This is a genomic window from Variovorax brevis, assembly GCF_030317105.1.
In the GTDB taxonomy this organism is placed as follows: domain Bacteria; phylum Pseudomonadota; class Gammaproteobacteria; order Burkholderiales; family Burkholderiaceae_C; genus Variovorax; species Variovorax brevis.
The window spans coordinates 869,143-882,499 of the sequence record NZ_JASZYG010000001.1 but is presented as its reverse complement, the minus strand read 5'-3'; the positions used below and the strand labels follow the sequence as shown (position 1 = coordinate 882,499).

13 protein-coding genes are annotated in these 13,357 nt (G+C 66.2%); 5 read left to right on the top strand and 8 right to left on the bottom strand.

The annotated features are described in order from the left end of the window. The first annotated feature begins 1 nt into the window (after window position 1). The 4 genes from QTI66_RS03800 to QTI66_RS03785 are packed head-to-tail and all read left to right on the top strand — an operon-like array spanning window position 2 to window position 3,993. A complete protein-coding gene (locus tag QTI66_RS03800) occupies window positions 2-127 on the top strand; it encodes a hypothetical protein (RefSeq protein ID WP_286557588.1) in 126 nt (41 codons plus the stop codon). A 59-nt stretch (window positions 128-186) separates the two neighbouring features. Further along, on the top strand, window positions 187-1,692 hold the full coding sequence (locus tag QTI66_RS03795; protein WP_286557587.1) for an efflux transporter outer membrane subunit: 1,506 nt from the start codon (window positions 187-189) through the stop codon (window positions 1,690-1,692). After that, window positions 1,689-2,906, top strand: a complete 1,218-nt coding sequence (locus QTI66_RS03790; RefSeq protein ID WP_286557585.1) for an HlyD family secretion protein — start codon at window positions 1,689-1,691, stop codon at window positions 2,904-2,906. The genes QTI66_RS03795 and QTI66_RS03790 overlap by 4 nt, the downstream gene beginning before the upstream one ends. A gap of 13 nt (window positions 2,907-2,919) precedes the next feature. Beyond that, on the top strand, window positions 2,920-3,993 hold the full coding sequence (locus QTI66_RS03785; protein WP_286557584.1) for an aromatic acid exporter family protein: 1,074 nt from the start codon (window positions 2,920-2,922) through the stop codon (window positions 3,991-3,993). 90 nt (window positions 3,994-4,083) lie between these two features. Here the strand turns inward: QTI66_RS03785 and QTI66_RS03780 are convergent, their stop codons facing one another. The 7 genes from QTI66_RS03780 to QTI66_RS03750 all read right to left on the bottom strand — a co-directional run bounded on the left by QTI66_RS03780 (window position 4,084) and on the right by QTI66_RS03750 (window position 11,070). Beyond that, window positions 4,084-5,097, bottom strand: coding sequence for a YeiH family protein (locus QTI66_RS03780; protein ID WP_286557583.1), 1,014 nt, complete (start codon window positions 5,095-5,097; stop codon window positions 4,084-4,086). A gap of 4 nt (window positions 5,098-5,101) precedes the next feature. After that, window positions 5,102-6,730: a 3-(methylthio)propionyl-CoA ligase gene (locus QTI66_RS03775; RefSeq protein ID WP_286557581.1), complete on the bottom strand. Its 1,629-nt coding sequence runs from the start codon at window positions 6,728-6,730 to the stop codon at window positions 5,102-5,104. A gap of 23 nt (window positions 6,731-6,753) precedes the next feature. Continuing rightward, entirely contained in the window at window positions 6,754-7,746 is a 993-nt protein-coding gene (locus QTI66_RS03770) for a Bug family tripartite tricarboxylate transporter substrate binding protein (protein WP_286557580.1), read from the bottom strand. 55 nt (window positions 7,747-7,801) lie between these two features. Continuing rightward, the gene (locus tag QTI66_RS03765) at window positions 7,802-8,182 is read right to left on the bottom strand and encodes a Rieske (2Fe-2S) protein (RefSeq protein ID WP_286557579.1); all 381 of its coding nucleotides are present in this window, start codon (window positions 8,180-8,182) and stop codon (window positions 7,802-7,804) included. Continuing rightward, window positions 8,176-9,489: an MFS transporter gene (locus QTI66_RS03760; RefSeq protein WP_286557578.1), complete on the bottom strand. Its 1,314-nt coding sequence runs from the start codon at window positions 9,487-9,489 to the stop codon at window positions 8,176-8,178. The genes QTI66_RS03765 and QTI66_RS03760 overlap by 7 nt, the downstream gene beginning before the upstream one ends. Before the next feature lie 91 nt (window positions 9,490-9,580). After that, window positions 9,581-10,636: a beta-keto acid cleavage family enzyme gene (locus QTI66_RS03755; protein ID WP_286557577.1), complete on the bottom strand. Its 1,056-nt coding sequence runs from the start codon at window positions 10,634-10,636 to the stop codon at window positions 9,581-9,583. 47 nt (window positions 10,637-10,683) lie between these two features. Next, window positions 10,684-11,070 carry a carboxymuconolactone decarboxylase family protein gene (locus QTI66_RS03750; RefSeq protein WP_286557575.1) on the bottom strand — a complete coding sequence of 129 codons (387 nt, stop codon included), beginning with the start codon at window positions 11,068-11,070 and terminating at the stop codon, window positions 10,684-10,686. Window positions 11,071-11,211: 141 nt separating this feature from the next. Here QTI66_RS03750 and QTI66_RS03745 point away from each other — a divergent pair, with 141 nt between their 5' ends. Beyond that, entirely contained in the window at window positions 11,212-12,228 is a 1,017-nt protein-coding gene (locus QTI66_RS03745) for an AraC family transcriptional regulator (protein WP_286557574.1), read from the top strand. 18 nt (window positions 12,229-12,246) lie between these two features. Here the strand turns inward: QTI66_RS03745 and QTI66_RS03740 are convergent, their stop codons facing one another. Further along, window positions 12,247-13,245 (bottom strand): GlxA family transcriptional regulator, encoded by a 999-nt coding sequence (locus QTI66_RS03740; protein ID WP_286557573.1) that lies wholly within the window; start codon window positions 13,243-13,245, stop codon window positions 12,247-12,249. Window positions 13,246-13,357 lie beyond the last annotated feature (112 nt).

The following is a 13,357-nucleotide window of genomic DNA, read 5'->3' as shown; positions in this document are numbered from 1 at the left end:
CATGAACACGCCGAGCCAGCCAGACATCGAGTTCAAAATCGCCGTGGGCTTCCAGATCTTCATGTGGTGGGTGGCCACCCATCCCGATGCCCACGCTGCGGTGCGCGAGTCGCAGCCCGTTCCGTGAGGGGGCGAGTGGTGCAAGCCGCGCGGCGGCCCATTCAACACGTGGCTCTTGCGGGGGTCATGCTGTTGGGTGGATGCACCACTGTCGGTCCTGATTTCGAGCGGCCACGTGTCCCCTGGCTGGATGGGTGGAAAGGCGGTTCGCTCGACGCAATAGTTGCCAGACCCAAGCCGGGCCGTGAAGAGGTGCAGGCGTGGTGGCGCAACTTTCATGACCCGGTGCTCGACCAGCTGATTGCGCAGGCGCAACGCGTGAACCCGAACGTGCGGACCGCCGGCCTGCGCATCATGGAAGCGCGGGCCCAGCTCGGCATTGCCGGCAGCACGCGCTACCCGCAAGTGCAGCAGGCCACGAGCGATTTGCTGGCCGTGGGCGAGCGAAGGCCCGGCGGCGGCGACACCCAGGCGGTTGCGTTTTCAGCGGGCTTGCGTGCCAGCTGGGAACTCGATTTCTGGGGCAAGTTCCAGCGCAGCATCGAGGCCGCGGATGCCGGCTACTTCGCCAGCATCGCCCAGTACGACGATGTGCAGGTGCTGATGGCGGCGCAGGTGGCGGCCCTGTACTGTTCGATCCGCACGTTCGAAGTGCGGCTTCGCATCGCCAGGGAAAACGCCGCGCTGCAACGGCGCAGCCTGGAGATCACGGAGCGCCTGTTCAAGAGCGGAAACGACTCCGAACTGGATGTGCAGCAGGCGAGGGCGCAGTACCTCGGCACGCTTGCCACCATTCCGCAGCTCGAGATCGCACTGCGCCAGACGCAGAACGCATTGAGCACGCTGCTGGCCCGGGCACCCGGACCCTTGCCCGAAATGGCCACGGGCAAGGAAGACATTCCGCAGGCCGAACTGGACGTCATCGTCGACATGCCGGCCGATCTGTTGCGCCGTCGCCCGGACGTCCGGGCCGCGGAGATGCAGTTGGCGGCACAGTCCGCGCTGATCGGCGTGAGCGAGGCGGACCTTTATCCCTCGATCTCGCTGCTGGGCTCGATCGGCGTGTCGGCCACGTCGCTGGGGGCCTCGACGCGGGCGCTGAACTGGGCACTCGGCCCCAGCCTGGTCTGGAACGTGTTCGATCATGGCCGCCTGACCAACACCGTGCTGCTGCAGGATGCGCGCTTCCAGCAACTCTACGAGCAGTACCAGGACGCGGTGCTGCGCGCGGCGCGCGAAGTGGATGACGCGGCCGTCAGCTTTGCGAGGACGCGCGAGCAGATCGAACTTCTCACGCAGTCCGTGAAGGCGGCGCAACGCTCCCTCGACATTGCCACGCTCCAGTACCGCGAAGGGCTGGTCGACTTCCAGCGCGTGCTCGACTCGCAGCGCGCATTCTTTGCCGGGCAAGACCAACTGGTCACGAGCCGGGGCAACCTCACGCAGAGTCTGGTTGCCATCTACAAGGCCATGGGCGGAGGCTGGGAGCAGGGCCGCAGTCGACCCGTGCTCGATGACGCGACGCGAGAAACCATGGGCCAGCGCAGCAAGTGGAAAGACTTGCTGGCCGCCCCCTTGCCGGCACCCGGCGCCGATGCCCCAACGTCCCCTGCCGGAGGCGCAAGACCATGAGCCAGGAACCCGCCATGCCCGACCCGAAGCCGACGATGCCGGCGCAAACGCCTGTGACGATGCCTGTGACGACGTCAACTCCAGCGACACCAGAACCTGCAACGACGTCAATACCCGAACCAGCCCCCGCGCCAGCGCCGGCGGGCAAGGCCAGCCGCATCGGCGCCATCGTCGTGCCGCTGCTCATCGTCCTGAGCCTGGCCTGGTATTTCGTCTCGGACCGGCTCACGCCCTACACCTCGCAGGCGCGGGTGCAGGCTTTCGTGGTACCGGTGGCCGCCGAGGTCTCGGGCAAGGTGCTGAAGGTGCACGTCAGGAACAACGATGACGTGCAGCCCGGCCAGCCTTTGTTCGACATCGATCCGACCGCTTACCAGATTGCCTTGCAGCGAAGCCGCTCGGACTACGAATCGGTGCGCCGTTCGGTCAACGCGTCGGCCTCAGCGGTCGAAGCCGCCCGGGCGGCGGTGCAGGCGGCGGCGGCCAATCGCGTCAGCGCCGAGCAGGACGACTTGCGCATGAAGCAGATCTACAAGGAAGACCCCGGCGCGATTTCCGTGCGCCGCGTCGAGACGACGCACGCCGCCCGCATTCGCGCCGGCAGCCAGGAAAAAGCGGCCGAAGCGGATCTGCGCCGCGCCCAGGAGGCCGCGGGCGACAGCGGCGACAACAACGCGCAGTTGCAGAGCGCGCGCTCGGCCATCGAGAAAGCCGAGCTCGACATCAAGCGCACGCAAGTGCTTGCACCGGCGCGTGGCCGCGTGACCGATCTGCGAACCGACATCGGGCTGTTTGCACAGGCCGGTGCGCCGGCGCTGACCTTGATTTCGATGAGTGACCTCTGGATCAATGCCGAGATGACCGAGAACAACCTCGGCAACGTCGAGCCCGGCGACAGGGTGGCGATCGCGCTCGACGCGATGCCCGGCGAAGTCTTCAAGGGGCGGGTTCGCAGCGTGGGCAGCGGGGTGGGTTCGGGCAAGCAGACGCAGCCCGGCACGCTGCCCCCCATCGAGAACAACCGTGACTGGCTGCGCCAGGCGCAACGCTTTCCGGTCGCCGTCGAGTTCGACGAAACAGAGCGCGCAAGGCTGCGCGGCGTGCGGCTGGGCGGGCAGGCAGAGGTGCTGATCTACACCGGCGAGCACGGATTGATGAACGGCCTGGGTTCCGCTTACATGCATCTGATGAGCTACCTGTCCTATGTCTACTGAAGCGCGGCGAACCATGCACCCCGCCGACAAGGCCGTGTTGCGGCTCGCGGTCGGCATGGGGCTGGCGGTGCTGGTCGCCTACGGCATGGCGTTGCCGCTGCCGTTCGCAGTCTGCGTCATGGCCGTGCTGGCGCTGTGCAAGCCGGGGCCACCGGATCCATTCGTCAAGGGCGTGGTCACGGCCATCATCGTCGCGGCATTGTTGGTGGCGGGTGTGCTGATGGTGCCGATGCTGGAGAACTATGCGTTCACCGGCCTCATGCTGACGGCTGTGCTGCTGTATGGCGTTTTCTTCAAGGGCGCGCTCAGTGCCAGCCCGTTGACGACGATCCTGGTCATCGCCATCACGCTGGTTCCAGTGGCCGGCGTGGTGGAGCAGGCGCTGGCCCCGGTGCTTGCCGTGACCCTCGCGGTGGGCCTGCTCACAGGCACGGTGGTCAGCAGCGTTTCGCATGCGCTCTTTCCGGATCCGCCGGCGGTCGCGGGCAATGCGCTGGCGCCGCCCGAGCCGGTCAGTCGCGCATCGGCGAGCTGGACGGCTGCGCGGGCCACCTTGGTCGTGATGCCCGTGTTTGTGCTGGCGCTGACCAACCCGGCCTTCTACCTCGCGGCCGTCATGAAATCGGTCACGCTGGGCCAGCAGGCCTGCTCCACCAGCGCGCGAACGGCCGGGCGGGAGCTGGTCGGTTCCACGCTGATGGGCGCTGCCATGGCGGCGATGGTGTGGATGGGCCTGTCCCTGCGGCCGAACCTGTGGATGCTGATGCTGTGGATCGTCGCGGCCGCGATGTGGGCCGGCGCCAGGCTGTTCCGCGTGCGGCGCACTTCATTGACGCCTTCGTTCTGGGTCAATGCGCTGATCACGATGTTCATTCTCCTTGGCCCCGCCATCGAGGACAGCGCCAGCGGCAAGGACGTCTTCACGGCATCCCTTGGCCGCGTGGCGCTCTTCGTCGTCATTGCGCTCTACGCATGGGCCACGGTGTGGGTGCTGGAGAAGGCGCGCGCCTGGCGATCGCGTCCACGGGAAATTCGCGCCCCGGGTTCAAAGGCGGAACAACTATTGACTGACAAGCCTGGCAACTGACCATGCCTGGACGCAGTGTCACCGTCGAACGAGCAGCGGCGGTGATACGCCCTGCCATGTTCGAGATCTCGAAGCGTTCGGGTGCCGCACTCAGGCCAGCCAGCGCATCAACGCAAGCGCCAGCACGACCAGGAAGACCGTCTCGCCAACCATCAGCAGCACCGGCTTGAGGCCGACGGTGACCAGGTCCTTCAACTGCGTCTTCATGCCGATGCCCGCAATGGCCGCCACCAGGCACCAGCGCGAGAAATCGCTGCCGCCCTTGGCAACGACCGCCGGCAACCAGCCCGTGCTGTTGACCGCCACCAGCAGCGCGAAGCCGATGACGAAGCCCGGAAGCAGCGGCGGGCGCGGGCCACCTGTCTGACCGGCCTGACGGCGCGACAGCATGACCGCGAAGACGATCACCGGCAACAGCATGGCCACCCGCATCAGCTTGACCAGGGTGGCCACGTCGCCCGTCTGTTGCGACATGCTGTAGCCGGCGCCGACCACCTGGGCGACGTCGTGGATCGTCGCGCCAAGGAACACCCCGGCAGCACGCGGGTCCAGTCCCATGGCCTGCGCGATCATCGGGTAGACGATCATCGCCAGCGTCGACAACGCCGACACGCCGACGACGGTGAACAGCGTCGCGCGCTCTTTCAGGGGGTGGTTCGGCAGCGCAGCGGCCAGCGCCATCGCCGCTGAAGCGCCGCAGATCGCGGTGGCTCCGCCGCTGAGAAGACCAAACAGGGTCTGGAACCCCATGAGCCGCGCCGCCAGCATCGACACCACGATCGTCAGCACCACCGCCAGAACGACGAGCGCCACCGGCTGCCAGCCGAGCTCGGCGACCTGGCCGACGGTGATCCGCAGCCCGAGCAGCGCGACGCCGATGCGCAGCAGCGTCCGGCCCGCGAATTCGATGCCCGGCTTGCATGTGCCGCCCTCGACGGAGAGGAAGTTCATCGCAATGCCCAACAGCAGCGCGAACAGCATGACCGGCGCGCCGTAGTGCTCCGAGAGGAAGGTGGAGGCCGCAGCGACGACGCCACAGGCCAGCACGCCGGGAAACAGCAGGCGCGCACGCCCGGGGACCGCGCCGATCGTGAGTGTGTTCATTGCGTCAGGCGGTCGGCAACCGGTGGTGCTTGAACTGCTCGCGCAGGCGATGCTTGAGCATCTTGCCTGTCGCGCCGAGCGGGATCGTGTCACTGAAGACCACGTCGTCGGGCGTCCACCACTTGGCGATCTTGCCGTCGTAGAAGGCCAGCAGTTCCTCGCGGGTGACATCAACACCGGGCTTCTTCACCACCACCAGCAGCGGGCGCTCGTCCCACTTCGGATGGAATGCGGCAATGCAGGCGGCCATGCCCACTGCAGGGTGTGCCATCGCGATGTTCTCCAGATCGATCGAGCCGATCCACTCGCCGCCGGACTTGATGACGTCCTTGGCTCGGTCGGTGATCTGCATGAAGCCATCGGCATCGATGACAGCGACGTCGCCGGTCGGGAACCAGCCTTCCACCAGCGGGTTGCCGCCGGCGCCCTTGAAGTAGCTGGCGACGATCCAGGGGCCGCGCACCATCAGTTCGCCCGAGGTCTTGCCGTCCCAGGGCAGTTCGTTGCCGTCGGCATCGACGATCTTGAGGTCGACGCCGAACACGGCGCGTCCCTGTCTGGACTGGGCCGCGAGCCGTTCTTCGCTGCCCAGCGCCAGTTGCGCCGGCTTGAGCGTGCAGACGGTGCCCAGCGGGCTCACCTCGGTCATGCCCCAGGCGTGCAGCACCTGCACGTCATGGCGTTCCTGGAAGGCGCGCATCATCGCCGGCGGGCAGGCCGAGCCACCGATCACGGTGCGGCGCATGGTGCTGAAGCGCAGGTCGTTGGACTCGACGTGCGCCAGCAGTCCCTGCCAGACGGTGGGGACGCCGGCCGACATCGTCACGCCCTCGGCCTCGAACAGTTCGTACAGGCTCTTGCCGTCCAGGAACGGACCCGGGTAGACAAGCTTGGCGCCCACCGCGCAACCGACATAGGGCAGGCCCCAGGCATTGACGTGGAACATCGGCACCACGGGCAGGATGGAGTCGCGCGCCGAGCAGTTCAGTGCATCGGGCATCGCCGCGGCATAGGTATGCAGCAAGGTCGAGCGATGGCTGTACAGCACGCCCTTCGGGTCGCCGGTGGTGCCCGAGGTGTAGCAAAGGGACGAGGCGCTGTTCTCATCGAAGCTCGGCCAGTCGAAGCTGTTGCTCGCGTCGGCCAGAAGTTCCTCGTAGCACAGCAGGTTGGGCACTTTGGTGGATGCGGGCATGTGCGCGCGGTCGGTCATCGCGACGAAGGCCTTGATGGTCTTCACGCGGCCAGCGATCGCTTCGACGATCGGCAGGAAGCTCAGGTCGAAGAACAGAACCTGGTCTTCGGCGTGATCGGCGATCCACACCACCTGGTCGGGGTGCAGGCGTGGATTGAGCGTGTGCAGCACGGCACCGGAGCCCGAGACGCCGTAGTACAGCTCCATGTGGCGGTAGCCGTTCCACGCCAACGTGGCGACACGGTCTCCGAACTCGACGCCGCGCTGGGCGAGTGCGTTGGCCACGCGGCGCGCCCGCGCCGCCAGTTCACGGTAGGTGGTGCGATGGATGTCGCCCTCGACACGGCGCGAGACGATTTCCTGTTCGCCATGGTGGCGTTCGGCATGCGTCAGCAGGGTGGAGATCAGCAGCGGTTGCTGCATCATTTGTCCGTTCATGATGTGTGTTCCTGGATTCGTGTTCATTCAGGCTGGAAGCCGATGGCCTTCAGGTTGGCGGCGTGCCTGTCGGACGCCGCACGCAGCGACTTCGACAGCTCCTCGGGCGTCAGCGGCAGGCCGATGTCCTGGCCTTGTTCCCTGAAGCGCTCGATCACCTTGGGCTGCTGCAGCACCTTCAGCGTGGCCTCGCGAACCCTGGCTTGCACATCGGCCGGCACGTCGGGCGTGGTCCACAGGCCCATCCATGCGATGTCGCCGATCTTCGGGTAGCCGAGTTCGGCGAAGGTCGGCACGTCGGGCAGTGCAGCCAGCCGCTTGGGCGCGCCGACCGCGAACGCCTTCAGCTTGCCCGCCTTGATCAGCGGAACCGAGGTCGCCGGGCCATCGAACATCAGCGCCACATGGCCGCCCATCACGTCCTGCAGCGCGGGCGGCGAGCCCTTGTAGCCCACATGGGTCATGTCCAGGCCGGCCAGCTTGTTCAGCTCCTGCCCCATCGTGTGCGACATCGAGCCGGTGCTGTACGAGGCGTAGCCCACCTTGCCCGGATGGGCCTTCACATGGGCGATGACTTCCTGCAGGTTCGATGCCGGCAGCGACGGCGTGCCCACGAGCAGCAGGCCGGTCTGGGTGAGCTGGGCTAAAGGCTTGACGTCCTTGAACATGTCGACGCGGGATTTCGCGACGTGCGGGATCTCGCTGACCAGGCCGTTGACGCCGACCATGAAGGTGTAGCCGTCGTGCGGCGATTGCAGCAGGTCCTGGGTGCCGATGGCGCCCATGGCCCCGGCCTTGTTGTCGACGATGACCGGCTGGCCGAGCAGTGGCGTCAGCCCTTCGGCCAATGTGCGCGCGACGGTGTCGGCAGTGCCGCCGGCTGGCGCGCCGACGACCAGGCGGATCGGCTTGCTGGGCCAGGCCTGGGCCAGCGCGGTGGGTGCCATGGCCAGCAGGGACGCGGCCGCAAGGGTGCCGAGCATGGCGCGGCGCAGGGGTTTCGAGGGTTGTTGCATCTGTGACTCCGGAAAATTGAAATGGGGTGTGGGTGTGGTCGGGCCGAGCCCGGGATCAGTTGGCTGCGTCGCCGAGATCGACCTCGACGCGGCCGGCATGTACGCGAACGGGGTAAGTGCGCACCGCGAGCCCGCCGCCTGCGCCGTGGATGCAGCCGCTTGCAAGGTCGAAGCGCAGGCCATGCGCGGGGCATTGGATCGTGGTGCCCTGGAGCGCACCCCGGGCGAGCGACGCACCGGCGTGCGGGCAGCTGTCCGCGATCGCATGCACGGTGTCCTCGATGCAGAAGAGCGCAATCTCGTGGTCGCCGCGGCGCGCGAACCAGCGCCCGCCGCCAGCGGCCAGCTCTTGCTCGCCAAGCACATCGGTCCACCGTGCGCATCCGTCAGTGGAGGGCGTCGGCCCGGTGCCGCTGGAATGGTCGGGAATCAGCATGTTGGTGTACTCGTTGCGCGATTGCGCGCCGCGTCCCGCTCATAGCTGCGCGAGGCGAGAACGAAGAGAACAGCCGATGCCAGCGCCAGCACGGGCGTCAGCGTGAGCGCAATCTTCAGGCCGAAGAGGTCCGAGAGCACGCCGACGATGATCGGGCCCGGCGCCAGGCCGAGCAGGTTGTTGGCCAGAGTCATCGTCGCCGTGACCGTCGCACGCACGCCAGGGTGGGTGACATCGCAGGCGAGGGCGACGGAGCAGCCGCCCTGCGCGGCCGCGAACAAGGCGCCCAGGAATATCAAACCCAGTCCCAGCGGACCGGGCTGGAGCGCGAACGCGGCGATGAGGAACACAGCCGTGAGCACCGAATAGAGCGCAGGCACAAGCGCTCGACGCCGCGGGTGACGGGCGCTCAACCGGTCCGCCATGCCGCCGCCAAAGATCATGCCTAGGCCTGACACCAGCACCGCCACGCCAGTCATCAGGGCGGCCTTCTTCACGTCCATCCCATGGAAGCGAACGAAGTAGGTCGGCAACCAGGCGATCAGCATCACGGGCATTGCCATCTGCAGGCCGCTTGCGAGGTAGGCGAAATTGCTCGAGCGAGCGGCGAACACTTCGCGCGCGATCCGTGCAATGCGCAGTCGCCCGGGCGCCGTGCTGCCCTCGCCCTCCGGCGTCAGTGCGACCGTTTTGTAGTCGCGCACGACGAAGGGGTAGATCAGGGCGAGCAGCAGGCCCGGCGCACCCACGACGAAGAAGGCCGTGCGCCATCCCGATTGGGCCGCGACGGCGCCCCCGAGGACCACGCCGAGCACCGAACCGAACAAGCCCGCGGACAGGAAGGCGCCCATCACCGCGGCACGCTGCCTGGCGGGAAACACATGCGCCAGCAGTGCGGCACCTGCTGCCCCGTAAGCCGCCTCGCCGAGACCCACGAAGGCCCGCGCCCAGAGCAACTGCCCGTAACTTTGCGCCAGGCCGCAGGCGATAGTCGCCAGGCACCACACGAAAGCCATCAGCGTGATGCTCTTGACGCGACCCCAGCGATCGGCGGCGAGCGACATCGGCACCACCAACAGGCCGACGACCAGCGAGACCACGCTCACGAGCATGCCGAGCTGCGAGTCGAGCAGACCCCACTCGGCCTTGAGGGCCGGTATCACTGCGCCGATGACCTGCCGGGACAGGTAGTCGGACAACATCAGGCCGAAGGTGAGCGCGAAGACCGACAACGCATAGATGCGCGATCTACTGGCGGGGTCTTTTAATGGTGGATGGGTCGCGGCGACCGACAGGGAGTGGTTCATGGCGTTTGTCTCTGGTGTCTCTTATGGGTGTGCGACAGCGTCCGGCTGCCATTTCTTTTTTCCGCCGGCGCGAAGCGCGCACACGGATGCTTCAGGCCGCGACGCGCAAAGGCACGCCGCGTTGACCTTGCGCGCGGTTGGGCGCCAGGCCGAGCTGTGCCAGCGTCTCTTCGGTGTTGCGATAGCTCTCGCCGATCTTGTAGATGCGGCGCGCCTCGTCGCCGCTGGCGACATCGCGGTTCAGTTCACGAGCGATGCGCACCATCATCTCGATCTGCTGCACCGAGGTCATGCGCTCGCCGGTCGGCCCGAACAGCGTGTCCTCGATGCCCACGCGCACATGCATGCCCATGGCGATGGCCATCGTGTTCATCGGATAGATGTGACGGTTCAAGGTCTCGAGCGTGAGCACCGCCCCGTCGGGCGTGCGGCGCACGAACTCCATCATGTCCGCCGGATTCAGACCGGCGAAGCCGCCGCCGATGGCCACGTAGTTCAGCATCAGCGGGCCCATGTACACGCCGCGCCGGATGAGTCGCTCCACCGTCTCGAGCTGGGTCACGTTGCCGAGCATGAAATGCGGCTGGATTCCGCTGGCCGTGAGGCGCTTCAGGTGCTCGACATGCCACGATGGATTCGACGGCACGATCATGTCGGTGTAGGCCGCCTGCAAGGCCGGATTGGTGAGCGAGGTGCCGGCCACATCGGCCTCGGTCATCAGCTCCATCACATTCATCTGGCTGGTGTTGATCGCGATCGTCACCTGGTCGGGGCGCGGGTTCAGGTCGGCCAACATGTGGCGCGTGTCGTCCGTCATCCACTTGGCGGCCTGGCCGTCATCCTCGGGTGCGAAGGAGATCGAACCGCCCACCTGCAGGATCATCTTGGGCACCGCTTCGCGCAGGCGCGCCAGCATCTCGTTGAACTTGGACAGACGCTTGCTGCCCTTGCCGTCTTCTTCACGCACGTGCACGTGCAGCACGGTGGCGCCGGCGTTCCAGCAATCGACCGCTTTCTGGACCTGGTCGTCCATCGACACGGCGATGTCGTCGGAGTCGCTGGCGTCCCATTGGGGGCCGTAGGGTGCGACCTGGATGACCAGGGGTTGCTGGTTTTCGGGGAGGAGGGAGTCGTCGAAGAATTGCATGATGATTTGTCCTTGAAGTTCGCGGAGTGGAGCGGGTGGGGGGTGGCTCAGCGCGCCGAAGCTGAGGCCATTTCGTCGAGCAAGATGGGGGCACCGATGCTCATGGTGTGGATGCCGAGCACGCTGACGCACTGCAGCACGGCGGTGATCTCTTCCTTCGTGGCGCCCAGTTCCAGCGCCTTGCGGATGTGGCGACGTACGCCCGGCCCATACATATGGGTGCACGAGGCGTCCACGGCGATGGCGAGGAATTCAACCGTCTTCGCATCGAGCACGCCCGACAGCATCGGCGCCATGGCCATCGACATGAATTTCTCCGTCCACGCAGGGTCGAGTTCGGCGAAGGGTTCCCAGTTGGGATTCCAGTTGCCGGTGCTGCGCAAGCGGTCGCACACCGGTGTCGATGATGAAGATCGGGCGTTGTCGTGTTCCATGGTCGTGTCTCCTGAAAGTGGTGCTGCAGGTGGCTTGCACGCTGCGGCTGATTCGATGGAGTGATTGTTCCGACCTGGGGATTTGCCGATTGACCCAAGGTGACATGCATTTAACCTGCGAGGACAGCAAGGGCGAACCCCATGTCGAACCTCATTCGCAGTGCCAGCCTGACCAATTACCCCGAAGTGGCGCGAGCGGCGGGGCTCGACCCGCTCGTCCTGCTGGCCGAGGTGGGACTGAGTCCGGCCTGCCTGCATGATCCTGATCTGCGGATCCCGAGCGATGCAGTACGGGCCCTGTTCGAGGCTTCGGCGACCGCCAGCGGGCTGGACAATTTCGGCCTGCGCATGGCCGAAACGCGGCAGCTATCGAACCTGGGCGCCGTGGCGCTGGTGGCGCGCGAGGAACCCACGGTCCGGCGCTTCGTGCGGGCGATGGCGCGTTATAGCCACGTGCTCAACGAGTCACTGTTCATGAAGCTCGAGGAGAGCAACGGCATTGCCGTGCTGCGCGAAGAGTTCCTCGTTCGCCATCACGGAGCGTCTCGGCAAGCGACGGAACTGCTGGTCGGCGTGACGTTTCGCAGCCTGAAGTTTTTCCTCGGGCCAGCATGGAACCCGCTGCGGGTCTGCTTCGTGCACGCACCACCGCGCGATCCAAGTCTTCACTTTCAACTCTTTGGCTACGGTGTGTACTTTGGACAGGACTTCAACGGGCTTGTCTGCACCACGCGCGACATGGATGCACCCAATCCGATGGCCGACCCGGTGATGGCGCGCTATGCGCGGCGGACTCTCGAAGTTGCCGACTCGGGTCCCATGAGCTCGATCGACAGCGTGCGCCACATCCTGCTGGTGCTGCTGCCTTCGGGCCACGGTTCGGTCGAGCAGGTGGCTCAGCACCTCGGCGTCCACAAGCGCACCGTTCATCGACTTCTATTGCGCGAGGGCACGACGTTTTCCGATGTGTTGAACACCATCCGGCGCGAGCTGGCCGCGCAGTACGTCGATGACGGAACACGGCCGCTGTCGCAGGTGGCCGAACTGCTGGGTTTCTCGGCGCTGAGCGCCTTTTCGCGGTGGTACAGGCAGCAGTTCGGCGAGGTTGCGGGAGCGCGACGCCGCACGAAGGACCGTGCTGGACGATCCGATGCCTGAGCGCCGCCTTGTGGCATTTCACAAGGCGTCAGCGTCCAAGGACTGAAATCGATTCCGATACGCGCCGGGACTCAGACCCATGCGCTCGCGAAACAAGCGCGAAAAGGAACTGGGGTCGTTGTAGCCCACCTGCACGGCGATCTGGTCGATACCGAGATCGCTGGCTTCCAGGAGGGCACGCGCCGAGTCGATGCGCAGGTGCTGCAGGTAAGTCAATGGGGATTGGTCGAGCACCGCGTTGAACCGGCGGACCAGCGTTCGTTCGCTCACCGCCAACTCGCCGGCGAGCTCGGCAATGCGCACCGGCCGGGACATGTTCCTTTGCAGCCAGTGCTGGGCCCGATGCACCACTGCGTCCGTGTGGGCGATGTTCGCGAGCAGCGGCAGGTACGGCGTCTGGGAGGTCTGGCTCACATCGATGAGCATGCTCTTGGCGCATTGCGATGCGATCGCCGGGCCGGAGAATCGTTCGACCACACGGATGGCCTGCAGGAGATAGGACGCGGATGCGCCTGCGCAAAGCAGGCGGTCGACTTCCGTGAGTACGGGTCGCATCTGCAGGTCGACACGCGGAAAGCGCGTGCGGAACTGCCGCTCCAGCCACCACGTCGTGGTGGCTGCCCGGTCATCGAGAAGACCCGTCTGGGCAAGGATAAATGTCCCCGTGCAATTTGCCGCCAGCCAGGCGCCGCGACGCCACTGCGACGCGAGCCAGGCGCAGGTGGCCGGCTGGCCCTTGAGCAACTGGTCGAACTGTCGGTGGCCCGCGTAGTGCAGGCTCGGAATGAACACGAGGTCGTAGTGTTCGCGCGCGCCGATCTTGTGCGTCGACAACAGCAAGCCGTTGCTGGCCGCGATGGCTTCACCGGAGAGCGACGCGAAACGCCATTCGAACAGCGCGGCGGACGCGCCCTGCTGCCTGCGCAGATGCGAGTTCGCCACTTGAAGGACATCGGCGAACCCGCCAAGGCTTGAGGCATAGCAACCATCAAAGGCAAGGATTGCGGCGCGCGGCATGGCTTGTCGGAACTCGCACAGAAATCGTCAGTTTCGCCAATGTACCCGGAAGGGCCCGAAACCTAGACTTGCTCACACATCAGCGGGGCAGCCCAGCCCACCCACCCAAGGA

Coding starts and splice junctions, on each gene's coding strand:
- QTI66_RS03750 (WP_286557575.1), bottom strand. CDS start 11,070: ATGGAACACGACAACGCCCGATCTTCATCATCGACACCGGTGTGCGAC.
- QTI66_RS03775 (WP_286557581.1), bottom strand. CDS start 6,730: ATGAACGGACAAATGATGCAGCAACCGCTGCTGATCTCCACCCTGCTG.
- QTI66_RS03780 (WP_286557583.1), bottom strand. CDS start 5,097: ATGAACACACTCACGATCGGCGCGGTCCCCGGGCGTGCGCGCCTGCTG.
- QTI66_RS03760 (WP_286557578.1), bottom strand. CDS start 9,489: ATGAACCACTCCCTGTCGGTCGCCGCGACCCATCCACCATTAAAAGAC.
- QTI66_RS03800 (WP_286557588.1), top strand. CDS start 2: ATGAACACGCCGAGCCAGCCAGACATCGAGTTCAAAATCGCCGTGGGC.
- QTI66_RS03790 (WP_286557585.1), top strand. CDS start 1,689: ATGAGCCAGGAACCCGCCATGCCCGACCCGAAGCCGACGATGCCGGCG.
- QTI66_RS03785 (WP_286557584.1), top strand. CDS start 2,920: ATGCACCCCGCCGACAAGGCCGTGTTGCGGCTCGCGGTCGGCATGGGG.
- QTI66_RS03765 (WP_286557579.1), bottom strand. CDS start 8,182: ATGCTGATTCCCGACCATTCCAGCGGCACCGGGCCGACGCCCTCCACT.
- QTI66_RS03755 (WP_286557577.1), bottom strand. CDS start 10,636: ATGCAATTCTTCGACGACTCCCTCCTCCCCGAAAACCAGCAACCCCTG.
- QTI66_RS03795 (WP_286557587.1), top strand. CDS start 187: ATGCTGTTGGGTGGATGCACCACTGTCGGTCCTGATTTCGAGCGGCCA.
- QTI66_RS03740 (WP_286557573.1), bottom strand. CDS start 13,245: ATGCCGCGCGCCGCAATCCTTGCCTTTGATGGTTGCTATGCCTCAAGC.
- QTI66_RS03770 (WP_286557580.1), bottom strand. CDS start 7,746: ATGCAACAACCCTCGAAACCCCTGCGCCGCGCCATGCTCGGCACCCTT.
- QTI66_RS03745 (WP_286557574.1), top strand. CDS start 11,212: ATGTCGAACCTCATTCGCAGTGCCAGCCTGACCAATTACCCCGAAGTG.